The organism is Lysobacter sp. CCNWLW3 (assembly GCF_036697405.1).
Classification (GTDB): domain Bacteria; phylum Pseudomonadota; class Gammaproteobacteria; order Xanthomonadales; family Xanthomonadaceae; genus Lysobacter.
The window spans coordinates 403697-426064 of record NZ_JBAHWA010000002.1 but is presented as its reverse complement, the minus strand read 5'-3'; the positions used below and the strand labels follow the sequence as shown (position 1 = coordinate 426064).

Annotated in this window: 18 protein-coding genes; 4 read left to right on the top strand and 14 right to left on the bottom strand. The window is 69.5% G+C overall.

All coding sequences use genetic code 11. From position 1 onward, the window contains the following. The 3 genes from V1318_RS07190 to coaE are packed head-to-tail and all read left to right on the top strand — an operon-like array spanning position 1 to position 2762. A complete protein-coding gene (locus tag V1318_RS07190) occupies positions 1-1257 on the top strand; it encodes a type II secretion system F family protein (RefSeq protein WP_332938941.1) in 1257 nt (418 codons plus the stop codon). A 24-nt stretch (positions 1258-1281) separates the two neighbouring features. After that, positions 1282-2145, top strand: coding sequence for an A24 family peptidase (locus V1318_RS07185; protein WP_332938940.1), 864 nt, complete (start codon positions 1282-1284; stop codon positions 2143-2145). Between the two features lie 5 nt (positions 2146-2150). Beyond that, entirely contained in the window at positions 2151-2762 is a 612-nt protein-coding gene (coaE, locus tag V1318_RS07180) for a dephospho-CoA kinase (RefSeq protein WP_332938939.1), read from the top strand. A 228-nt stretch (positions 2763-2990) separates the two neighbouring features. On the opposite strand, the gene V1318_RS07175 is transcribed toward coaE, so the two are convergent. The 3 genes from V1318_RS07175 to V1318_RS07165 all read right to left on the bottom strand — a co-directional run bounded on the left by V1318_RS07175 (position 2991) and on the right by V1318_RS07165 (position 8218). Beyond that, positions 2991-3941 carry a Nudix family hydrolase gene (locus V1318_RS07175; protein WP_332938938.1) on the bottom strand — a complete coding sequence of 317 codons (951 nt, stop codon included), beginning with the start codon at positions 3939-3941 and terminating at the stop codon, positions 2991-2993. 127 nt (positions 3942-4068) lie between these two features. Next, positions 4069-6789 carry a preprotein translocase subunit SecA gene (secA, locus tag V1318_RS07170; RefSeq protein ID WP_332938936.1) on the bottom strand — a complete coding sequence of 907 codons (2721 nt, stop codon included), beginning with the start codon at positions 6787-6789 and terminating at the stop codon, positions 4069-4071. A 517-nt stretch (positions 6790-7306) separates the two neighbouring features. Further along, entirely contained in the window at positions 7307-8218 is a 912-nt protein-coding gene (locus V1318_RS07165) for a M23 family metallopeptidase (protein ID WP_332938934.1), read from the bottom strand. Between the two features lie 7 nt (positions 8219-8225). Here V1318_RS07165 and V1318_RS07160 point away from each other — a divergent pair, with 7 nt between their 5' ends. Then, a complete protein-coding gene (locus V1318_RS07160) occupies positions 8226-8675 on the top strand; it encodes a DUF721 domain-containing protein (RefSeq protein WP_332938932.1) in 450 nt (149 codons plus the stop codon). Positions 8676-8906: 231 nt separating this feature from the next. Here V1318_RS07160 and lpxC read toward each other — a convergent pair whose 3' ends face one another. The 11 genes from lpxC to V1318_RS07105 form a co-directional block, all read right to left on the bottom strand. Next, on the bottom strand, positions 8907-9815 hold the full coding sequence (gene lpxC, locus V1318_RS07155) for a UDP-3-O-acyl-N-acetylglucosamine deacetylase (protein WP_332938931.1): 909 nt from the start codon (positions 9813-9815) through the stop codon (positions 8907-8909). A gap of 369 nt (positions 9816-10184) precedes the next feature. Next, on the bottom strand, positions 10185-11408 hold the full coding sequence (gene ftsZ, locus V1318_RS07150) for a cell division protein FtsZ (RefSeq protein WP_055908591.1): 1224 nt from the start codon (positions 11406-11408) through the stop codon (positions 10185-10187). A 197-nt stretch (positions 11409-11605) separates the two neighbouring features. Further along, positions 11606-12844 carry a cell division protein FtsA gene (gene ftsA, locus V1318_RS07145; protein WP_055908594.1) on the bottom strand — a complete coding sequence of 413 codons (1239 nt, stop codon included), beginning with the start codon at positions 12842-12844 and terminating at the stop codon, positions 11606-11608. Further along, entirely contained in the window at positions 12841-13596 is a 756-nt protein-coding gene (locus V1318_RS07140; RefSeq protein ID WP_332938928.1) for a cell division protein FtsQ/DivIB, read from the bottom strand. Before V1318_RS07140 ends, ftsA begins: the two co-directional genes overlap by 4 nt. Further along, on the bottom strand, positions 13593-14570 hold the full coding sequence (locus V1318_RS07135; protein ID WP_332938926.1) for a D-alanine--D-alanine ligase: 978 nt from the start codon (positions 14568-14570) through the stop codon (positions 13593-13595). Before V1318_RS07135 ends, V1318_RS07140 begins: the two co-directional genes overlap by 4 nt. Next, entirely contained in the window at positions 14567-16000 is a 1434-nt protein-coding gene (gene murC / locus V1318_RS07130; protein WP_332939014.1) for a UDP-N-acetylmuramate--L-alanine ligase, read from the bottom strand. The genes V1318_RS07135 and murC overlap by 4 nt, the downstream gene beginning before the upstream one ends. A gap of 8 nt (positions 16001-16008) precedes the next feature. After that, positions 16009-17124 (bottom strand): undecaprenyldiphospho-muramoylpentapeptide beta-N-acetylglucosaminyltransferase, encoded by a 1116-nt coding sequence (murG, locus tag V1318_RS07125; RefSeq protein ID WP_332938924.1) that lies wholly within the window; start codon positions 17122-17124, stop codon positions 16009-16011. Further along, positions 17121-18422 (bottom strand): putative lipid II flippase FtsW, encoded by a 1302-nt coding sequence (gene ftsW / locus V1318_RS07120; RefSeq protein WP_332938922.1) that lies wholly within the window; start codon positions 18420-18422, stop codon positions 17121-17123. Before ftsW ends, murG begins: the two co-directional genes overlap by 4 nt. Further along, on the bottom strand, positions 18422-19507 hold the full coding sequence (mraY, locus tag V1318_RS07115) for a phospho-N-acetylmuramoyl-pentapeptide-transferase (protein WP_332938921.1): 1086 nt from the start codon (positions 19505-19507) through the stop codon (positions 18422-18424). The genes ftsW and mraY overlap by 1 nt, the downstream gene beginning before the upstream one ends. Continuing rightward, positions 19497-20903 (bottom strand): UDP-N-acetylmuramoyl-tripeptide--D-alanyl-D-alanine ligase, encoded by a 1407-nt coding sequence (gene murF, locus V1318_RS07110; RefSeq protein WP_332938920.1) that lies wholly within the window; start codon positions 20901-20903, stop codon positions 19497-19499. Before murF ends, mraY begins: the two co-directional genes overlap by 11 nt. Further along, positions 20900-22360, bottom strand: a complete 1461-nt coding sequence (locus V1318_RS07105; RefSeq protein ID WP_332939013.1) for a UDP-N-acetylmuramoyl-L-alanyl-D-glutamate--2,6-diaminopimelate ligase — start codon at positions 22358-22360, stop codon at positions 20900-20902. The genes murF and V1318_RS07105 overlap by 4 nt, the downstream gene beginning before the upstream one ends. Between the last annotated feature and the right edge of the window lie 8 nt (positions 22361-22368).

Sequence of the window (22368 nt, the reverse complement as noted above, 5' to 3'; positions counted from 1 at the left end):
ATGTCCGCGACCCGCACCGCGACCAAGCAGCAGACCCCCGTCCGCCGCCCCAATCCGCTCGAAATCTTTGTCTGGGAAGGCAAGGACAAGCGCGGCGTCGTCATGAAGGGCGAGCAGGCGGCGAAGAACGCCAACATGCTGCGCGCCGAACTTCGCCGCCAGGGCATCACGCCCGGCACGGTCAAGCCCAAGGGCAAGCCGTTCCTGGGCGGCGCCGGCAAACGCATCACGCCGCGCGACATCGCCATCTTCAGCCGCCAGATCGCGACCATGATGAAGTCGGGCGTGCCGATCGTGACCTCGCTGGAGATCATGGCCGGCGGCCAGAAGAACCAGAAGATGAAGACGCTGATCAACACGATCCGCGCCGACCTCGAAGGCGGCTCGTCGATGCACGAGGCGCTGAGCAAGCACCCGGTCCAGTTCGACGAGCTCTACCGCAACCTGGTCAAGGCCGGCGAATCGGCGGGCGTGCTGGAAACGGTGCTCGACACCGTCGCCAGTTACAAGGAAAACATCGAGAGCCTGAAGGGCAAGATCAAGAAGGCGCTGTTCTACCCCGCCACGGTCGTCGCCGTGGCGATCCTGGTCAGCGCGATCCTGTTGATCTTCGTGGTGCCGCAGTTCCAGAAGACCTTCGAGAGCTTCGGCGCCGAGCTGCCTGCGTTCACCCTGATGATCATCGGCGCCAGCGATTTCATGATCGCGTACTGGTGGGCGGTGCTGCTGCTGGTGATCGGCGCGGGCGTGGGCTTCATCATGGCCAAGAACCGGTCTCCGGCTTTCGCCCATTTCCTCGACCGCATGATGCTGAAGATCCCGGTGGTCGGGCAGATCCTGCACAACTCGGCGATCGCGCGTTTCGCGCGCACGCTGGCGGTGACCTTCAAGGCCGGCGTGCCGCTGGTGGAGGCCCTGGACACCGTCGCCGGCGCCACCGGCAACGTGGTCTACGAGACCGCCGTGCGCCGCATCCGCGACGACGTCGCGGTGGGCTACCAGCTCAACATGTCGATGAAGCAGGTCAACCTGTTCCCGCACATGGTGATCCAGATGACCGCGATCGGCGAAGAGGCCGGCGCGCTCGACACCATGCTGTTCAAGGTCGCGGAGTTCTACGAGGAAGAGGTCAACAACGCGGTCGATGCGCTGTCCAGCCTGCTCGAGCCGCTGATCATGATGGTGCTGGGCGTAATCGTGGGCAGCATGGTCATCGGCATGTACCTGCCGATCTTCAAGCTCGCCGCGACGATCTGACCGACCCGGGGTTATCCTTCGCGCATGGCATTCCTGGATCAGAACCCCGGCCTCGGGTTTCCGCTCGCGGCCGGTTTCGGGCTGTTGGTCGGCAGTTTCCTCAACGTGGTCATCCTGCGCCTGCCCAAGCGGCTGGAATGGCAGTGGAACCGCGACGCCCGCGAGATCCTGGAGCTGCCGGAGATCTACGACCCGCCGCCTCCCGGCATCGTGGTCGAACGCTCGCACTGCCCGCACTGCAAGCACCAGCTGAGCTGGTACGAGAACATCCCGGTCTTCAGCTACCTGTTCCTGCGCGGGCGCTGCCGTCACTGCAAGACCCCGATCTCGCCGCAGTACCCGTTGGTCGAGCTGGTGACCATGCTGGCGGTGCTGGCCTGCGTGTGGCGCTTCGGCTTCGGCTGGCAGGGTTTCGGCGCGATCGTGTTCAGCACCTTCCTGATCACGCTGTCCGGGATCGACTTCCGCACCAAGCTGCTGCCCGACCAGCTCACCCTGCCGCTGATGTGGCTGGGGCTGATCGCCAGTTCCGACAATCTGTACTTCAGCACCAAGCCGGCCCTGCTCGGCGCGATCGCCGGCTACCTCAGCCTGTGGTCGGTATGGTGGGTGTTCAAACAGCTGACCGGCAAGGAAGGCATGGGCCACGGCGACTTCAAGCTGCTGGCCGCGATCGGCGCCTGGGTCGGGCTCAAGGGCATCCTGCCGACCATCCTGCTGTCGTCCCTGGTCGGCGCCATCATCGGCTCGATCTGGCTGACCGCGCGCGGGCGCGACAAGGCGACTCCGATTCCGTTCGGGCCCTACCTCGCGATCGCGGGCTGGATCGTGTTCTTCTGGGGCGAGCAACTGGTCGGCGCTTACATGCGCTACGCCGGGCTGCGCTGACCGCCATGGCCGCGTTCTGCGTCGGGGTGACCGGCGGCGTGGCCTCGGGCAAGAGCGAAGTGACGCGGCGTTTCGAAGCGCTGGGGGTGATCGTGGCCGATGCCGATGTGGCCGCGCGCGCGGCGGTCGAAGCCGGCTCGGCCGGGCTGGCCGAAGTCGTGGCCGCGTTCGGCGATCGAGTGCTGGACGCTCAGGGCGGCCTGGACCGGGCCGCGATGCGGCGCCTTGTGTTCGCCGATCCCGATGCGCGCCGGCGCCTGGAAGCCATCGTCCATCCGCGCGTGCGCGCCCTGCTGCTGGCGCAGTGCGAGCGCGCGCCCGGCGCCTATGCGATCGCCGCGATCCCGCTGCTCGCCGAAGGCGGCGGCCGCGAGGCCTATCCCTGGCTGCAGCGCATCCTGGTGGTCGATGTGCCGGTCGCGGTCCAGCGGTCGCGCGTGATGGCGCGCGACCGGGTCGAGGCCGAGCTGGCCGAACGCATGATCGCGGCCCAGGCCACGCGCGCGGCGCGGCTGGCGATCGCCGACGACGTGATCGTCAACGACGGCCCGCTGGAGGCGTTGGACCGGCAGATCGCGGCCTTGGATCGGCGTTATCGGGCTTTGGCCGCGGGCTGATTGCCTCAAGGGCGATCGCTCTCTCAGGCGACGACGCGGGCATTCGCATCGCGGCTTACGCCGCTCTTACAGGCGGCGGGTTCCGCGCCCGAGTTGTGGCGACCTGGGCGCTCGCATCGCGGCTTATGCCGCTCCCACAGGCGGGAAGAACCGCGTGCGAACGGCGCCGATGCTGGCCCCGGATCGCGGCACGGTTCCTGCAACGGACGCTGTTTGCCGGTCTTGCGCTCAGGCCGCGGCGATCGCGGCAGCGCCGGGCCACAGGCCGCGGATCGCGGCCACGCCCTGGGCGCCGTGCGCGCGCGCCGGCGCGATGTCCTCGGGGCCCAGGCCGCCGATCGCGTAGATCGGCAGCGAAACCGCCTCGCGCAGGGCCGCGAACCCTTCCCAGCCGATGCCTAGCGCGCCCGGATGGCTGGGCGTGGCGCGGACCGCGCCGACCACCGCGAAGTCGCAGCCCAGGGCCTGGGCGCGGCGCAGCTCGTCGGCGTCGTGGCAGGAAGCGGCCAGCGGCAGCCCCGCCGGCAAGGGTCGCTGCTCGTGTTCGCGCAGCTGCGCCGCGCGCAGGTGCAAACCGACCGCCAAGGTGCGCGCCAGTTCGGCGTCGCCGTTGATCAGAACCTCGGCGTCGGCGGCGCGGCAGCGCGCCACCGCAGCAGCGGCCAAGGCGCGCCAGCGCTCGGGCGCGGTATCGGGCGCGCGCAGCTGGATCCGGCGGACGCCGGACGCCAACGCCAGTTCCAAGGCCGCCAGCCAGCTCGCATCGTCCGCGCCGGGCGCGGGCGTGACCAGGTAGCGATCGGGCTGCAGCAACGCTGCGACCACGGGACGGTCGGCCGGCGGCATTTCGTAGCGGGCCAGCTTGGCTGGCGGCACCCACACCAGGGCCTGGCCCTCGCGGCCGCGCACGCTGCCGCGCCAGTGCTTGAGTTCGCGCACGTCCAGGCGCAGGCGTTTGTCCGGATAGGCCTGCGGCACCTCGATCAGGGCCGCGCCGACCTCGCAGTCGATGCCCAACTCTTCGTGCAGTTCGCGCTGCAGCGCGGCCTCGGGCGATTCGCCGGGCTCGCGCTTGCCGCCGGGAAACTCCCACAGACCGGCCAGGTCGCGGCCTTCGGTGCGGCGGGTGAGCAGGATGCGGCCGCGCGCGTCGCGAATCACGCCGGCGACGACTTCCACTACGCGGGAATGGGGAGTCGGGAATGGGGAATCGGCGAAGCCGTGCGCGCTGGCCGTTTCGTCCGGAGGAGCAGGCTCGGTTTCCGTCCTGCTCCTCTCGACTCCCGGTTCCCTATTCCCGGCCTTGTCAGGCCAGCTGCCCATGGCAGTGCTTGTACTTCTTGCCGCTGCCGCAGGGACAGGGATCGTTGCGGCCGACGTTGGCGAAGGCCTCTTCGGAGACCTCGGCGGCCTCTTCGTCGGCGCCGAAACCACCGGCGCTGGCGTGCTGGAACTGCATCTGCCGGGCCTGGGCCTCGGCCTGGGCGCGCTCCTGCGCTTCCATCGCCGCGATCTCTTCCTCGTTGCGGATGCGCACGCGCGACAGCAGGGTCACCACCTCGCGCTTGACCTTCTCCAGCATGTCCGAGAACAGCTCGAAGGCTTCCTTCTTGTACTCCTGCTTCGGCTGCTTCTGGGCGTAGCCGCGCAGGTGGATGCCCTGGCGCAGGTAGTCCATGCGCGCCAAATGCTCCTTCCAGTTCTGGTCGAGCACGTTGAGCATGATGTGCTTCTCCAGCATGCGCATGGTCTCGGCGCCGAGCTGGACCTCGCGATCGGCGAAGTGCTGATTGACCGCCTCGACCACCCGCGCGGCGACGCCCTCGGCGTCGAGCTCGTCGTGGCTGCGGGCGAAATCGACCATGTCCAACTGCACGCCGAATTCCTCGGCGATGCCGGCCTCGAGGCCCGGCAGGTCCCACTGCTCGTCGACCGAATTCGGCGGCACGTAGCGCGCGACCAAGTCGGCGACCACGTCCTCGCGGATGCCGTCGACGTTGTCCTGCACGCTGTCGGCTTCCAGCAGCTCGTCGCGCTGGCCGTAGATCACCTTGCGCTGGTCGTTGTTGACGTCGTCGAAGTCGAGCAGGTTCTTGCGGATGTCGAAGTTGTGGGCCTCGACCTTGCGCTGCGCGTTGGCGATCTGCTTGGTCACCAGCGGGCTTTCGATGATGTCGTCTTCCTTCAGGCCCATGCGCGCCATCACGCGCTGGACCCAGTCGGCCGCGAAGATGCGCATCAGGTTGTCTTCGAGCGACAGGTAGAAGCGCGAGGAACCCGGGTCGCCCTGGCGGCCGGCGCGGCCGCGCAACTGGTTGTCGATACGGCGCGATTCGTGGCGTTCGGTGCCGACGATATGCAGGCCGCCCGAGGCCTTGACCGCGTCGTGGCGGCGCTGCCACTCGGCCTTCAGGCGCGCGTGGGTGACCTCGTCGACCGGCTGGCCTTCGTTCTGCGCGGCCAGCTCCGCCAGTTCGCTTTCCAGCGAACCGCCGAGCACGATGTCGGTACCGCGGCCGGCCATGTTGGTGGCGATGGTGATCGCGCCCGGGCGGCCGGCCTGGGCCACGATGTTGGCTTCGCGCTCGTGCTGCTTGGCGTTGAGCACCTCGTGCGGCACGCCGGCCTCGCGCAGTTGCTGGCTGAGCATTTCCGAGACTTCGATCGAGGTCGTGCCGACCAGGACCGGCTGGCCGCGGCCGTGCGCGTCCTTGATCTCGTTGAGCACCGCGCGGTACTTGCCGGCGCGGTTGAGGAAGACCTGGTCCGGATGGTCCTTGCGCACCATGGTCCGGTGGGTCGGGATCACGATCACTTCCAGGCCGTAGATGCTCTGGAACTCGTAGGCCTCGGTGTCCGCCGTACCGGTCATGCCGGCCAGCTTCTTGTACATGCGGAACAGGTTCTGGAAGGTGATCGATGCCAGCGTCTGGTTCTCGCGCTGGACCGGCACGCCTTCCTTCGCCTCGACCGCCTGGTGCAGGCCGTCCGACCAGCGGCGGCCGGCCAGGGTGCGGCCGGTGAACTCGTCGACGATCACCACTTCGCCGTCGCGCACGATGTAATCGACGTCGCGCTGGTAGATCGCATGCGCGCGCAGCGCCGCATTGAGGTGGTGCACGACGCTGAGGTTGTTGGCGCCGTACAGGCTGTCTTCGTCGCCCTGCAGGATGCCGGCGCGGCGCAGCAGGTCTTCGGCGTGTTCCTGGCCGGACTCGGACAGGTGCACCTGCTTGCCCTTCTCGTCGACCCAGTAGTCGCCCTCGCCGTCTTCCTTCTCCTGGCGGATCAGCGACGGCACGATGCGGTTGACCTTGATGTACAGCTCCGGCGACTCGTCGGCCGGGCCGGAAATGATCAGCGGCGTGCGCGCCTCGTCGATCAGGATCGAGTCGACCTCGTCGACGATCGCGTAATGCAGACCGCGCTGGAAGCGGTCTTCCTTCGACAGCGCCATGTTGTCGCGCAGGTAGTCGAAGCCGAATTCGTTGTTGGTGCCGTAGGTGATATCGGCGGCGTAGGCGGCGTGCTTGTCGCTGTGCGCCATGCCCGGGTAGACCACGTCCACGCTCAGGCCCAGCCAGTTGTACAGCCGGCCCATCCAGGCCGAGTCGCGCCGCGCCAGGTAGTCGTTGACGGTGACCACGTGCACGCCCTTGCCCTCGAGCGCGTTGAGGTAGACCGGCAGCGTGCCGACCAGGGTCTTGCCCTCGCCGGTGCGCATCTCGGCGATCTTGCCCAGGTGCAGGACCATGCCGCCGATCAGCTGCACGTCGTAGTGGCGCATGCCGAGCACGCGCTTGGACGCCTCGCGGCAAACCGCGAACGCCTCCGGCAGCAGCTTGTCCAGGCTTTCGCCGGCGGCGATGCGCTGCTGGAATTCGGGGGTCTTGGCCTGCAGCTCGCTGTCGGAGAGCTTTTCCATCTCCGGTTCGAGCGCGTTGATCTTGACGACGGAGCGTTGCAGTTGGCGCAGCAGGCGATCGTTGCGACTGCCGAAAACGCGGGTAAGCAGGCTGTTGAGCATGAACGGGTCCGTGAAGCGGAACAGGAATCCGAGGGCGGAACGCGTTAAGAACGCTTAACCGCCGGCGAGTTCCCGATTGAGGAAGGTCCAGAGACGGAATCGGAGCGCCTGGCGCCCCGATCGCATCGAGCCTGGTCTTAAGCCAACGCTCATTCTAGCTTGGGCCGCGCCCCGGCGCTTGCAAGGGGGAACGGCGGCCGGCGGCGGGTCCCGCATTCATGGGTGCCGGGGCCTGGAAACGCCAACGGCGCCCGTGGGCGCCGTTGTTGGCAGTCGTGCTTCGAACAGGCGCAGGGACTCTGGTGAGGCTCCGGCCCGCCGCAGCGCGGCGGGCGTTCGGCGGGCCGCGAGCCAGTGGCTCGCAAACCGCCCCTTCTCACCCAGCCCGCCGCAGCGCGGCGGGCGTTCGGCGGGCCGCGAGCCAGTGGCTCGCAAACCGGCCCTACTCACCCAGCCCGCCGCAGCGCGGCGGGCGTTCGTCAGGCCTGCGAGCCAGTGGCTCGCAAGCAGGCCTTCCTCACCCCCGCAGCGGCGACTGCTGGTTCAAGAACTTGACCGGGTTCACGACCCGGCCGTTCTCCCAGACCTCGAAATGCACGTGGGCGCCGGTGGAGCGGCCGGTGGAGCCGGCCTTGGCCACTTCCTGGCCCGCACGGACCAGTTCGCCGACCTTGAGCAGCAGGCGCGAGTTGTGCGCGTATCGGGTCACGTAGCCGTTGCCGTGGTCGACTTCGACCACGTTGCCGTAGCCCGAACGCACGCCGGAATAGCTGACCACGCCGTCGGCCACGGCCAGCACCGGGTCGCCGACGTCGGCTTCGAAGTCGATGCCCTTGTGGAAGGCGCTGCCGCCGTTGAACGGGTCGGCGCGGCCGCCGAAGCCGGACGTGATATAGCTGTTGGCGATCGGCGCGCGCGAAGGCACGGCGTTCATGTCGAGCTGGCGGTTGAACAGCAGCGATTCCAGCACCGACAGCTGCTCGCCGGAGGCCTTGAACTGGCCGTCCAGCTTGGCCATGCCGATCGATAACTCGGCCTTGGGCATGTCCCGGACCGGGCCGGCGCCACCTTGGCCGACCGGCTTGTTGAAGTCGAACTCGCCGTCCTGCAGCTGGCCGATACGGGTCAGGCGCTCGCCGAGCGCGTTGAGGCGGTTGGCCTCGGCCTGCAGCTCGCCCATGCGGGCGGCCAGGGCGTTGATCTCGCGCTGGGCATCGCGGCGGGTGGCGTCGATCTGGGCCTGCTGGTCGCGCACCTGGGCGCGCAGCATGGCGTTATCGGCGATACCGGCGCCGGCGCCCAGCGCCACGCCGGTACCCAGGAGCAGAGCGACCGCGACGGCAGGACGGCGTCCGCCGAAGTGGCCGACGTGCTGGAAGAAGGTCCCCAGCTGCGCCCGCGATTTGTTTACGATGGTTTGATAGGTCATTTGTTCTATGTCTGATTCCAAGTCCAAACCACCAACGCGCCCCCCCTCGACCCCTCGCGACGCGCTCGAAGCGCTGCTCGCGGAGCCGGCGGGGAACCCGATCCGTCGAGCGCTCTGGCTGGACGGTCTGGACCGACGGTTACGCCCCCTCTTGCCGCCTTCGCTGGCCGCGCACGCGCGGCTGGCTAACTTCGAGAACGGCAAGCTCGTATTTGTCGTCGATGCTCCGGTGTGGCGGGCCAAGCTGCGGCTCGCGGCTCCGGAACTACTCGACGCGGCCCGTTCCGTCGGGCTGGATGCAGCTGAACTGATCGTCAAAACGACAGCGCCGGCGGCTGTGCCTGTGCAACAGAGCCGGAAAGCCTTACCCATGTCGGCGTACGCGCAAAAGGCATTGGCGGACGCCCTGGCGTCGCTCAAGGAACCCGATCCATCGGGTTCGGATGACGCCGCCTGACCACCGTTCGACGGCTGGCACGGTCCGTGCCGCCGCCGGCTATGAGGCCGGGTCGGGGCATGCTAACGGCCTAAACCCTTGAATTTGTTAAGAACACACTAAAGAAACGGAAAAAATCCGTTAAAATTTAGTTAAAGCGTCACCGGACGTTCACGTCTGTGATCCGTCGCACGTTGGGGTCATGCTTTGTGCACCCTGTGTCCCCAGGCTTTGCCGGGACGGGCGGCAGGCTCAGGCCGTGACCGGCACGCCGTAGGCCACCGGCGGTGCGTCGGCGTCGGTGTAGGTGACTTCTTCCCAGGCCGAACGCTCGGCCAGCAGGGCGCGCACCAGCTGATTGTTGAGCGCGTGGCCGGACTTGTAACCCTCGTAGGCGCCGATGATCGGGTGCCCGGCCAGGTACAGGTCGCCGACCGCGTCGAGGATCTTGTGGCGCACGAATTCGTCGGCGTAGCGCAGGCCGTCGTCGTTCAGGACCCGGAACTCGTCCAGCACGATCGCGTTGTCCATCGAGCCGCCCAGGCCGAGGTTGCGCTCGCGCATGTACTCCAGGTCGCGCATGAAGCCGAAGGTGCGGGCGCGGCTGACTTCGCGGACGTAGTTCTCGGTCGAGAACTCCACTTCCGCGCGCGACTGCGAGGCCGGGATGGCCGGGTGGTCGAACACCACGGTGAAGCCCAGGCGGAAGCCCTCGTAAGGCTCGAAACGGGCGACCTTGTCGCCGTGACTGACCTCGACCGGGCGCTTGATGCGGATGAAGCGCTTGGGCGCCTCCTGCTCGGCGATGCCCGCCGACTGCAGCAGGAACACGAAGGGACCGGCGGAACCGTCCATGATCGGCACTTCGGCCGCGGACAATTCAATAAAGATGTTGTCGATGCCCAGGCCGGCCAGGGCCGACAGCAGGTGTTCGACGGTCATGACCTTGCCCGCGCCCTGGGTCAGGCCGGTGCACAGCACGGTCTCGGTGACCAGCTGCGCCGCCGCGGGGATCTCCACCACCGGGTCCAGGTCGACGCGCCGGAACACGACGCCGCTGTCCACCGGGGCCGGACGCAGGGTGAGAAAAACCTTCTCGCCGCTGTGCAGGCCCACGCCGGTGGCGCGGATCACGTTCTTGAGGGTGCGCTGACGCAACATGGATCGGTGGACACCTGGCTCTTGGGGGGAACGGCCGGTCTTGAAGGTATCGGGGTCTGGCGGCCGACGCCATCCACTATCGGGACGGGGTCGAAACCGCGCAAGGGTAGCACGCAGGTTCCTGAACCTGAACGGAAAGGACGCAGTGTCCTACCGGCGTTCCGGTCGAGAAACCGACCGGCCGACCCGCCTAGGGACGGGCCGACCGGTCCAAACGCCGCGCACCGGAGCGCGCGGCGGAGTATTGCCCCCGGGCCAGGGGACGAATCCGACCCGGGATCTGACAGCAGGAGTGAGCTGAAAGAAGTGAGAAGCGAGCGAAAGCCGCTCTTACTCTCTCCTCACTCCTCTACGCTCACTCCTCGCCTTTCAGTCCGCCTGGCGGCGCAGGAACGCCGGGATGTCCAGGTAGCTGCTGTCGTTGCCGAAGTCGGCCACGGCCGGGGCCGAGGTCTCGATCGGACGCGAGCCGCCGCGCAGGCTGCCGCCGAAGCTGGGCATCGGCGAGGACGGCATTTCGTCCATGGCCGAGAACTCGGGCTGGCCGGTGGTCGCGTTGCGCACCAGCTGGATCGGCGCGCGCTGCGATTCGCGGTCGTAGCCCTGGCCGCGCACCGACTGCTTGGCGGCGACGCGGTTGAGGCCGGTGGCGACCACGGTGACCTTGACCTCGTCCTGCATGTCCGGATCGAGCACGGTGCCGATGACGACGGTCGCGTCCTCGGAGGCGAAGCCTTCGATGGTGCGGCCGACCTCGTCGAACTCGGCCATGGTGAAGTCCGGACCGGCGGTGATGTTGACCAGGATGCCGTTGGCGCCGGACAGGTTGACGTCGTCCAGCAGCGGGTTCTGGATCGCCGACTCGGCCGCGGCCTGGGCGCGATCGTCGCCGCGCGCCGAACCGGTGCCCATCATCGCCAGGCCCATCTCGCTCATCACGGTGCGCACGTCGGCGAAGTCGACGTTGATCAGGCCCGGACGCACGATCAGGTCGGCGATGCCCTGCACGGCGCCCAGCAGGACGTCGTTGGCGGCGCGGAAGGCCTGGATCATGGTCGCGTTGCGGCCGAGCACGGTGATCAGCTTCTCGTTCGGGATCGTGATCAGCGAATCGCAGTGGTGCGACAGCTCCTCGATGCCCTTGAGCGCGACCTGCATGCGGCGGCGTCCCTCGAACGGGAACGGCTTGGTGACCACGGCCACGGTCAGGATGCCCATCTCCTTGGCCAGCTGGGCCACCACCGGCGCGGCGCCGGTGCCGGTGCCGCCGCCCATGCCGGCGGTGATGAACACCATGTCGGCGCCGGTCAGCGCGTCCATGATGCGCTCGCGGTCCTCCAGCGCGGCCTGGCGGCCGACTTCCGGATTCGCGCCCGCGCCCAGGCCCTTGGTGACGTTGCTGCCCAGCTGCAGCTGCAGCTTGGCGCCGCAGTTCTTGATCGCCTGGGCGTCGGTGTTGGCGGTGATGAATTCCACCCCGTCGACGTTGCCGCTGACCATGTGCGCCACGGCGTTGCCGCCGCCGCCGCCCACGCCAACGACCTTGATGACCGCGTTCGGGGCCATTTTTTCAACCAGTTCGAAATGTGCCATGTCCTCGTCCTCTTATAAGTGCCGGGATTGGGGATTGGGGATTGGGGATTCGCAGAAGCGGGCCCCTCGCCTTTCGTCCTCACCACCGACGTTTTTGGTGCACTGCCGTTTTTGGAACGTGTTGCAAATCTTTCGCTCGCCGCCTTCTCGCCCGCCGCTCTAACCGATCTCAAATCCCAAATCCCGAATCCCGGCTTTCAAAACTCGCCGCGGTACCAGTTCTTGATCTTGTTGAAGAAGCTGCCGGCGCGTCCGGTCGGAATCACCGAGCTGCGCCGCGGGTGTTCGATCTGGCTGCCCATCAGCAACAGGCCCACGCCGGTGGCGTGGACCGGGTTGCCGACCACCTCGCCCAGCCCGGTCACGTGCTGCGGAATGCCCACGCGCACCGGCATCTGCAGCATTTCCTCGGCCAGTTCGACCACGCCTTCCATCTTCGCCGCGCCGCCGGTCAGGACCATGCCCGCGCGCACGTGCTGTTCGAAACCCGAACGGCGCAGCTCGGCCTGGATCATTTCGAAGATCTCCTCGTAGCGCGCCTGCACCGCCTGCGCCAGCGAGTGGCGCGGCATGCGCCGCGGCGGGCGGTCGCCGACGCTGGGCACCTGGATGGATTCCTCGGCGGTGGCCATCTGCGCCAGCGCGCAGGCGTAGCGGACCTTGATCTGCTCGGCTTCCGGGGTGGGCGTGCGCAGCATGTGAGCGATGTCCTCGGTGACCTTGTCGCCGGCGATCGCCAGGCTCGCGCTGTGCGCGATCGCGCCCTGCACGAACACCGCGATGTCGGTGGTGCCGGCGCCGATGTCGACCAGGACCACGCCCAGTTCGCGCTCGTCGCTGGTCAGCACCGCGGTGCTGGAGGCCAGCACGCTCAGGATCAGGTCGTCGACCTGCAGGCCGCAGCGCTGCACGCATTTGCTGATGTTGGCCGCGGCCGACTGCGCGCACACCACCAGGTGCGCGTGCACCTCCAGGCGCACGCCGGTCATGCCGACCGGATTGCGGATGCCCTCCTGCGAATCGTCGAGCACGTAGTCGCGCGGGATCGCGTGCAGGATCTTCTGGTCGGCCGGGATCGCCACCGCCTTGGCCGCTTCCAGCACGCGGTCGAGATCGCCGTAGGTGACCTCGCCGTCGCGGATCGGGGCGATGCCCTGCGAGTTGCGGCACTGCACGTGGTTGCCGGAGATCGAGGCGTAGACCGAGCGGATCTCGCAGCCGGCCATCAGCTCGGCCTCCTCGATCGCGCGCTGGATCGACTGCACCGTCGACTCGATATCGACCACCACGCCGCGCTTGAGCCCGCGCGATTCGTGCGATCCGATGCCGATGACCTCGATCGGGTTGCCGGGCGAGTACTCGCCCACCAGCGCGACCACCTTCGAGGTGCCGATGTCGAGGCCGACGATCAGCGATTTGTCGCCTTTGCGATTCATGACTTTTCCTGCTGCTGTTGCGTTGCGGGCGTGGGGGCCGTGACCGGCGCCCACGACAGCGCGAAACCATTGGTGTAACGAAGGTCGGCGCGGGCCAGGATCTGCACCCGTTGCGCCAGCAAGCGCGGCATCAACCGCACGAAGCGCGACAAGCGCGCGCGCGCCTGCTCGCGACCGACCACGACTTCGGTGCCGCCCGGGGCGGCGCCGTTGACCAGGCCGAGGGTGCAACTGCCGCGCTGGTCGATCTCGACCCGCTGCACCTCCATCCCGATCGGCGCGAACATCGCGCGCGACTCGTTGTACAGCGCCACCACCTCGGCCACGCGCGTCTCCGGACCGGCGAACTGCGGCAGGCCCTTGGGCACCTCGATGCCCTTGGCGGGGAACAGCCGGCCCTGCTCCGACAGCAGGCGGTCGGCGCCCCAGCGCGCGAACGGACGGTGCTCGGCCACGCTCACTTCCAGCACGTCCGGCCAGCGCTTGCGCACCTCGGCGTGTTCGACCCAGGGCAGCTTGGCCACCGCGGCCTGCGCCGAGGCCAGGTCGACCGCGAAGAAGCCGCGCCGCGCGTAAGGCAGCAGCGTGCTGCGCAGCAGCGCCTCGTCGACGCGATCGAACTGCCCGGTCACGCGCAGCTTGCGCAGCGGCCATTGGCCCGCGCCGATCCAGCCGTTGAGCACGGCGACCACCGGCAGCGCGACCAGCGCCAGCGCGAGCAGCCAACCGATCAGGCGCAGCATGGCGTTCACGCCGTTGCACCTCCTTGCACCGTCGCCTCGAGCACGCGCCAGCACAGCTCGTCGTACTCGATCCCGACCTGACGCGCCGCCTTGGGCACCAGCGAATGGCTGGTCATGCCCGGCGCGGTGTTGACCTCGATCAGATACAGCTGGCCGCTGGCGCAGTCGCGCATCACGTCGACCCGGCCCCAGCCCTTGCAACCGGCGGCGACGAAGGCGCGCATCGCGATGCGGCGGATCTCGTCCTCGACCTCGCCTTCCAGGCCTGGGCACAGATACTGGGTGTCGTCGGCGATGTACTTGGCGTGGTAGTCGTACCAGGGGCCCTTGGGCACGATCCGGATCGAGGGCAGCGCGGTGTAGCCGTCGCCGTCGATCAGCACCGCCACGGTGAGCTCGTCGCCGATCACCATCTGCTCCATCAGCATCTCGCCGGGGTAGCGCGCGGCCAGGGCCACGGCCTCGTCGATGTCGGCGTCGGCCAGTACCCGCGACACGCCCACGCTGGAGCCTTCGCTGGACGGCTTGATGATCACCGGCAGGCCGATCTCGCGCGCCGCCGCGTGCACGTCCTCGCCCTTGGCGATGCGCTTGTAGCGCGGGGTCGGCAGGCCTTCGGCCATCCACACCTGCTTGGTGCGGATCTTGTCCATGGCCAGCGCCGAGCCGAGCACGTCCGAACCGGTGTAGGGCACGCCGAACGCTTCCAGCACGCCCTGCAGCACGCCGTCTTCGCCGCCGCCCTTGTTGCCGTGCAGGATGTTGAACACGCGATCGACGCGGCCGGACTGGATCGCTTCGATCAGGGCCGGGATGCCGTCGACGGCGAACGCGTCGACGCCGCGCGAGCGCAGCGCCTCCAGCACGCCGCGGCCGGAATCCAGCGACACCTCGCGCTCGGCGCTGGTGCCGCCCATGAGCACGGCGACGCGTCCGAACACGGCCGGATCGGTGACGCGGAGCGGGGCGAACTGCGAACTCACTTGGATTCTCCCTGGAAACCTTGGCTGGCGATCTGCTGCGCGGCGTGGCCGATGTCGCCGGCCCCCATCATCAGCAGCAGGTCGCCGTCGTTGAGGACATCGGGCAGCACCGCGGCCAGCTCGGCCGCGCCGCCGACCACCACCGGATCGATGCGGCCGCGCGCGCGGATCGCGCGCGCCAGCGATTTGGCGTCGGCGCCGGCGATCGGCGCCTCGCCGGCCGGATAGACCTCGGTCAGCACCAGCGCGTCGACGCTGGACAAGACCGCGGCGAACTCGTCGAACAGATCGCGGGTGCGGCTGTAGCGGTGCGGCTGGAACGCGACCACCAGGCGTTTGTCCGGCCAGCCGCCGCGCGCGGCGGCGAATACGGCTTCGAGTTCCTTGGGGTGGTGGCCGTAATCGTCGACCAACTGCACGGTCGCGCCCTTGGCGGTACGCAGCTGCGCGAGCAGATTGAAGCGGCGGCCGATGCCGGCGAAGTTCTGCAGCGCGCGCGCGATCGCGTCGGGCTGCACGCCCAGCTGCCAGCCCACCGCGGCCGCGGCCAGCGCGTTCTGGACGTTGTGCCGGCCCGGCAGCGCCAGGGTCACCGCGGTGCGGGTCGCGTCCGGCAGGCACAGGGTGAAGCGCATGTTCGGACCGTGCTGCTCGACGTCCTCGGCGCGCACGTCGGCGGCCTCGTCGAAGCCGTAGGTCATGACATGGCGCGGCGTCTCGGCGGCCAGCGCGGCGACCTTGGGGTCGTCGATGCACAGCACCGCCAGGCCGTAGAACGGCAGGCGGTGCAGGAATTCCTCGAACGCGGCCTGGACCTTGGCGAAGTCGCCGCCGTAGTTCTCCAGGTGGTCGGCGTCGATGTTGGTGACGATCGCGATCTGCGGGTTCAGGCGCAGGAAGCTGCCGTCGCTCTCGTCGGCCTCGGCCACCAGCCACTGGCCGCCGCCCAGGCGCGCGTTGGCGCCGGCGGCGAGCAGCTGGCCGCCGATCACGAAGGTCGGGTCGATGCCGCCCTCGCCGAGCACGCTGGCCGCCAGCGAGGTGGTAGTGGTCTTGCCGTGGGTACCGGCGACCGCGATGCCGCGGCGGAAGCGCATCAGCTCGGCCAGCATCTCGGCGCGCGGCACCACCGGAATGCGCTGCGCGCGCGCTTCCATCAGCTCCGGGTTGTCGCGCTTGATCGCGCTGGACACCACCACGCAGTCGCTGCCCAGCACGTTGGCGGCGGCGTGGCCGCGGTGCACCGCGATGCCCAGCGAGGCCAGGCGGCGGGTGACCGCGTTGTCGGCCATGTCCGAGCCGGAGACCTGATAGCCCAGGGTGCACATGACCTCGGCGATGCCGCTCATGCCGGTGCCGCCGATGCCGACGAAATGCACGCGCGGGAAGGCCTTGGCGAGATCGCCCGTGTGCTGCAGCCGGCGGCGCAGGGCCGTACTCATGCCGGCTTCCTCATGTTCGATTGCTCCAGGACGATGTCGGCGACGCGTTCGGCCGCGTCGGGTTTGGCCAGGGCGCGCGCGGCGATGGCCATCTGCAACAGGCCCTCGCGCTCGCCGAGAATTTCGATGGTGGCCGAGATGCGCTCGGCCAGATCGGTGCTTTGCGGCAGCAGCTGGGCCGCGCCACGGTCGACCAGGTACTGCGCGTTCTTGGTCTGGTGATCGTCGACCGCCTGCGGGAACGGCACCAGCACGCTGCCGACGCCGGCCGCGCACAGCTCGGCCAGGGTCAGCGCGCCGGCGCGGCAGATCACCAGATCGGCCCAGGCGTAGGCCGCGGCCATGTCGGCGATGAAGGGTTCGACCGAAGCGCTCACGCCGGCCTCGGCGTAGGCGCGCACCGCGTCCTCGCGCAGCTTCTCGCCGCACTGGTGGCGCACTTCGTAGCTCAGGCGCCCGCGCAGGCCGGCGATCGCCTTGGGCACCGCGGCGTTGAGCGCGCGCGCGCCCTGGCTGCCGCCCAGCACCAGCAGGCGCAGCGGACCGCCGCGGCCGGCGTAGCGCTCGGCCGGCGGCGCCAGCGCGGCGATTTCGGCGCGCACCGGGTTGCCGACGACTTCTTCCCGGCCGTTGGCGAAGGTGTCCGGGAAACCGGTCAGCACATGCCGGGCGAACTTCGCCAGCACGCGGTTGGTCATGCCGGGCGCGCGGTTCTGCTCGTGCACGATCAGCGGGATCCCGGCCAGGCGCGCGGCGATGCCGCCGGGCCCGGCGGCGTAACCGCCGAAGCTGATCACCGCGCGCGGTTGGCGCTCGCGCAGGGTCTGCGCGGCCGCGCGCACCGCCGCCAGCACCTTGAACGGCGCCGCCAGCAACGCGCCCACGCCCTTGCCGCGGATGCCGCGCACGGCGATGGTGTCGATCGCGATGCCGTGCTGCGGCACCAGGCGGGTTTCCATGCCGCCGTCGGCGCCCAGCCACAGCACCGGGGCACCGCGCGCGATCAGCGCATGCGCGACCGCGAGCCCTGGGAAGATGTGCCCGCCGGTGCCGCCGGCGAGGATCATCACCGGATGCAGGTCGGAGTCGGTGGCGGCGTTGTTCACGCTCATGCCGTCCTCCCCAGGCTGGGTTCGGCGCGCTGGCGCAGGCGGCTGGTGCCGCGCACCGGCTCGGCGGCGACGCCGGCCGGCAGCGGGTTCGCGGTCGCCGGCACGCCGCTGGACGGCTGCGCGGCTTCGTTGCGCAGGCGCGCGACCTGGCGCTGGGCGCGGTCGAGTTCGTAGGACACGCGCAGCAGCACGCCCAGGGCGGCGCAGGTCATGATCACGCTGGAACCGCCGGAAGAGATCATCGGCAGGGTCAGGCCCTTGGTCGGCAGCAGGCCCAGGTTCACGCCGATCGAAACGAAACTCTGCAGGCCCAGCCAAAGGGCGATGCCGAAAGCGACGTAGCCGGAGAAGTGGCGGCGCATCTCCACGCACTTCAGGCCGATCCACAGCGCGCGCCCGGTCAGCAGCGCATACATGCCGACCACCGCGCACACGCCGACGAAACCGAATTCCTCGGCGATCACCGCCAGGATGAAGTCGGTATGCGCCTCGGGCAGGTAGTTCAGTTTCTGCACCGACGCGCCCAGGCCCACGCCCAGCCATTCGCCGCGGCCGACCGCCATCAAGGCGTTGGTGAGCTGGTAGCCGGTCTTGAACGGATCCGACCAGGGATCCAGGAACGAGGTCAGCCGGCTCACCCGGTAGGGCTCGGCGATCGCGACGATCGCCAGCACCGGCAAGCCGATCAGGACCGGGCCGAACATGCGCGGCATGTTCACGCCGCCCAGCACCAGCATGCCGGCGGTGATCGCCAGGATCAGCGAGGAGGAACCGAAATCGGGCTGCAGCAGCAGCAGGGCCACCAGGATCACCGCCACGCCGATCGGCTTGAGCATCGCCATCCAGGTCGCCGAAATGTCCTCGCTGAAGCGCTTGAGGTAGCTCGCCAGCCACAGGATGTAGAGCAGCTTGACCGCCTCCACCGCCTGGAAGTTGGACACGCCCAGGTTGAGCCAGCGGCGCGCGCCGTTGACGCTCTTGCCGATGCCGGGCACGAACACCGCCAGCAGCAGCACCAGGCACACCAGCAGCAGGACCTGGTTGTACTGCTCCAGGGTCTTGAGCTCGGTGCGCATCAGCCACAGCGCCGCGACCAGGCCCACGGCCAGGAAGATCGCGTGCTTGACCAGGAAGTAGAACGGACCCACGTCCAGCCCGTCGGCGATGCCGATCGAAGCCGAGCCGACCATCACCAGACCGACGCAGGCCAGCGCGCACGACACCGCCAACAGCCACGGATCGTAGCGGCCGTGGATGGCGTCGAGGCGGGTTGCCTGGCGTGCGGCGGTGTCGTTCATCAGCGCACCTTCAAGGTCGCCAGGCCGACGAGGACGAGCACCACCGAGATGATCCAGAAGCGCACGATCACGCGCGGCTCCGGCCAGCCCTTGAGCTCGAAGTGGTGGTGGATGGGCGCCATCCGGAACACGCGCTTGCCGGTGAGCTTGAACGAGGCCACCTGGATCATCACCGACAGGGTTTCGATCACGAACACGCCGCCCATGACCACCAGCACCAGTTCCTGGCGCACGATCACCGCGATGGTGCCCAGCACCGCGCCCAGCGCCAGCGCGCCGATGTCGCCCATGAACACCATCGCCGGATAGGTGTTGAACCACAGGAAGCCCAGGCCGGCGCCGGCGATGGCCGCGCAGATGATCACCAGCTCGCCCGCCCCCGGCACCTGCGGAATCTGCAGATAGTTGGAGAACACCGCGTTGCCCGAGGCGTAGGCGAACACGCCCAGCGCGCAGGCGACCAGCACGGTCGGCATGATCGCCAGGCCGTCCAGGCCGTCGGTCAGGTTGACCGCGTTGGAGAAGCCGACGATCCAGAAGTAGGCGATCGCGATGAAGGTCACGCCCACCATCGGCAGGGCGATCGACTTCAGCATCGGGATGTAGAAGGTGGTCGCGGCCGGGGCGTCGGCGGTGTAGTACAGGAACACGCCCGCGGCCAGGCCGAAGATCGACTGCAGCAGGTACTTCCAGCGCGACTTCAGGCCGTTCGGGTCGCGGTGTACGATCTTGATCCAGTCGTCGTACCAGCCGATCGCGCCGAACGCCAGCATCACCGCGATCACCAGCCAGACGTAGCGGTTGCGCAGGTCGCCCCACAGCAGCACCGAGGCCAGCACGGTCATCAGGATCAGCGCGCCGCCCATGGTCGGGGTGCCGGCCTTGGAGAAGTGCGACTGCGGCCCGTCCTTGCGGATCGGCTGGCCGCCCTTGTACTGGGCCAGCTTGCGGATCACCGCCGGGCCCCACCACAGCGACAGCCCCAGCGCGGTCAGCGCGCTGAGGATGCCGCGGAAAGTCAGGTAGCCGAACAGGCCGAACAGGCTCTGCAGTTGTTCCAGCCAGCGCGTCAATTCAAGCAGCATGCGTCGGTTCCTCCCCATTCGGCGACGCGTCGCTGGCCAGCAGCGCTGTCACGATTCGATCCATCGCGCTGCCGCGCGACCCCTTCACCAGCGCGCGCACACCCTCGCGCAGCTCAGCCGCGAGCGCCTGTGCCAGCGCTTCATGGCTGTCGTAATGCGTGGCGCCCTCGCCGAACGCGCGCGCCGCCTCGGCGCTGAGCGCGCCCAGCGCGAACAGACGCTTGAGGCCGGCGCCCTTGGCGCGGCGCCCGGCCTCGGCGTGCATCGCCGCGCCGTCCGGGCCGAGTTCGCGCATGTCGCCCAGGACCAGCCAGCCCTCGCCCGTGCGGCCGTGCGCGGTGGCGTCGGCGAGCGTGTCGATGGCCGCGGCCAGCGAGCCCGGGTTGGCGTTGTAGCTGTCGTCGATCAACACCGCGCCGTTGCGCAGGCGGTGCGTGACCAGGCGCCCGGACACCGGGCGCGCGGCGTTGAGGCCGGCCGCGATGGTCTCCAGCGCCACGCCCGCGCCCAGCGCCAGCGAAGCCGCCGCCAGCGCGTTGCGCACGTTGTGGCGGCCGGGAATGGCCAGCGCGATCGCGGCCTCGCCCTGCGGCGCGGTCAGCACGAACTGCGAGCCCTCCTCGCCCAGGCGGATATCGCGCGCGCTCACGTCGGCGCTGGCGTCCAGGCCGAAGCGGATCAGGCGGCGGCCGTGCGCGCGCTCGGCAAAATACGGCGCGAACGCGTCGTCGGCGTTGATCACCGCCACGCCGTCCGGCGGCAGCGAGTCGTAGACCGCGGCCTTGGTGTCGGCGATCGCGAGCAGGCTGCCCATGCGCTCCAGGTGCGCCGGCGCGACGTTGTTGACCAGGGCCACGCGCGCGGGCGCGATCGCGGTCAGGTAGGCGATGTCGCCCGGCGCGCCGGTGCCCATCTCGTAGACCGCGTACTGCGCGTCCTCGGGCGCGGCCAGCACCGCCAGCGGCATGCCGATCTCGTTGTTGCGGTTGCCGGGCGTGGCATAGGCGCGGCCGGCGCGCTCCAGGATCGCGATGGTCAGGTTCTTGACGCTGGTCTTGCCGCTGCTGCCGGTGATCGCCAGGGTGACGGTGGCGCTGCGCTCGCGCTGCACGGCCGCGGCGAAGGCGGCCAGCGCGCGCTCGGTGTCGGCCACCACCACCTGCGGCACGGCCGCGTCGATCTCGCGCGAGACCAGCGCGCCGGCCACGCCGGCGGCGGCCGCGGCGGCGACATGGTCGTGGCCGTCGAAACGCTCGCCCTTGAGTGCGACGAACAGGGCCTGGCGCGCATCGGCCAGGGCGCGGGTGTCGGTGACCACGGACGCGACCACGGCATCCTCGCCGTGCAGGCGGCCGCCGGTCATGCGCGCGATCTCGGACAGGCGTAGCGCCTTCATGCGCCAGCCCCCAGCGCCGCGCGCGCGACTTCGGTGTCGTCGAATGGGTGCTGCACGCCGTCGATGTCCTGGTAAGGCTCGTGGCCCTTGCCGGCCACCAGCACGATGTCGTCGGCGCCGGCGTCGGCGATCGCGCGCGCGATCGCGGCGGCGCGGTCGCGCAACACGATCGCGCGTTCGGGATGGGCGAAGCCGGCGACGATGTCGGCGACGATGGCGTCGCCGTCCTCGCGGCGCGGGTTGTCGTCGGTGACCACCACCGTGTCCGCGCCGGCCTCGGCGATCGCGGCCATCTGCGGGCGCTTGCCGCGGTCGCGTTCGCCGCCGCAGCCGAACACGCAGATCAGGCGCGCGCGCGCGTGGCCGCGCAGCGAGGCCAGCGCCTGCTCCAGCGCGTCCGGGGTGTGCGCGTAGTCGATCACCACCAGCGGGCGCCCGTCGGCGCCGCCGAGTCGGTTCATGCGGCCGTGGATGGGCTGCAGCTGCGACAGGGTCGCGGCGATCTGCGCCGGCGCCTCGCCCAGCGCGTACAGCGCGCCGGCGACGGCCAACAGATTGTCCACGTTGAAGCGGCCCAGCAGCGGCGAGGCCACCGCATGCGCCTGGCCTGCGACCACCAGATCGAAGCCGATGCCGCGGTTGTCCAGGCTCAGGCGTTCGGCGCGCAGATCGGCGCCGGCGGCGCCGCGCGAACTCAAGCCGATCGCGCGTATCGACGCCGGCAGGCCCGCATGCAGCTCGCGCCCGAAGGCGTCGTCGAGGTTGATCGCGCCCGCGCGCAGGCCCGGCCACGCGAACAGACGCGCCTTGGCCGCGCCGTAGCTGGCCATGTCGCCGTGATAGTCGAGGTGGTCGCGGGTGAGATTGGTGAACACGCCGACATCGAAGTGCACGCCGTCGACGCGACCCTGGTCGAGCGCGTGCGAGCTGACTTCCATCGCCACGGCTTGGGCGCCGGCGTCGTGCATGTCGGCCAGCAGCTCATGCAGCTGCAGCACCAGTGGGGTGGTGAAGCCGGTCGGCACGATCTGGCCATAGAGGCCGGCGCCCAGCGTGCCGATCGTGCCGCAGCGCAGGCCACGCAGGTGCCAGGCCTGGGCCAGCAGCTGCACGGTCGAGGTTTTGCCGTTGGTGCCGGTCACGCCGACCATGCTCATCGCGGCGCTGGCGCGGCCGTGGAAATGATCGCCCATCTCGCCCAGACGCGCGCGCAGGCCGGGCACGGCGATGGCGTCGTCGGGCGCGGGCAGCTCGTCCGGCGCGGGCGGTTCGAACAGGATCGCGCTGGCCCCGGCGGCACGCGCCTGGGCGACGAACTTCAGCCCGTGCGCGCCGAAACCGGCGATCGCCACGAAGGCGTCGCCCGCGCGCACCGCGCGGCTGTCCAGGGTGAGTCCGGTGACGCTCAGGCCGGCCGGCACCGCGGCCACGTCGGGCAGCAGTTCGGTCAGCGGCATGGCACGGC

Excerpts from the sequence above, each read along its gene's own strand:
- V1318_RS07105 (WP_332939013.1), bottom strand. The coding sequence starts at position 22,360 with ATGCCGCTGACCGAACTGCTGCCCGACGTGGCCGCGGTGCCGGCCGGC.
- mraY (WP_332938921.1), bottom strand. The coding sequence starts at position 19,507 with ATGCTGCTTGAATTGACGCGCTGGCTGGAACAACTGCAGAGCCTGTTC.
- secA (WP_332938936.1), bottom strand. The coding sequence starts at position 6,789 with ATGCTCAACAGCCTGCTTACCCGCGTTTTCGGCAGTCGCAACGATCGC.
- ftsW (WP_332938922.1), bottom strand. The coding sequence starts at position 18,422 with ATGAACGACACCGCCGCACGCCAGGCAACCCGCCTCGACGCCATCCAC.
- V1318_RS07165 (WP_332938934.1), bottom strand. The coding sequence starts at position 8,218 with ATGACCTATCAAACCATCGTAAACAAATCGCGGGCGCAGCTGGGGACC.
- murG (WP_332938924.1), bottom strand. The coding sequence starts at position 17,124 with ATGAGCGTGAACAACGCCGCCACCGACTCCGACCTGCATCCGGTGATG.
- coaE (WP_332938939.1), top strand. The coding sequence starts at position 2,151 with ATGGCCGCGTTCTGCGTCGGGGTGACCGGCGGCGTGGCCTCGGGCAAG.
- ftsZ (WP_055908591.1), bottom strand. The coding sequence starts at position 11,408 with ATGGCACATTTCGAACTGGTTGAAAAAATGGCCCCGAACGCGGTCATC.
- V1318_RS07160 (WP_332938932.1), top strand. The coding sequence starts at position 8,226 with ATGTCTGATTCCAAGTCCAAACCACCAACGCGCCCCCCCTCGACCCCT.
- V1318_RS07185 (WP_332938940.1), top strand. The coding sequence starts at position 1,282 with ATGGCATTCCTGGATCAGAACCCCGGCCTCGGGTTTCCGCTCGCGGCC.
- ftsA (WP_055908594.1), bottom strand. The coding sequence starts at position 12,844 with ATGAATCGCAAAGGCGACAAATCGCTGATCGTCGGCCTCGACATCGGC.
- lpxC (WP_332938931.1), bottom strand. The coding sequence starts at position 9,815 with ATGTTGCGTCAGCGCACCCTCAAGAACGTGATCCGCGCCACCGGCGTG.
- murF (WP_332938920.1), bottom strand. The coding sequence starts at position 20,903 with ATGAAGGCGCTACGCCTGTCCGAGATCGCGCGCATGACCGGCGGCCGC.
- V1318_RS07190 (WP_332938941.1), top strand. The coding sequence starts at position 1 with ATGTCCGCGACCCGCACCGCGACCAAGCAGCAGACCCCCGTCCGCCGC.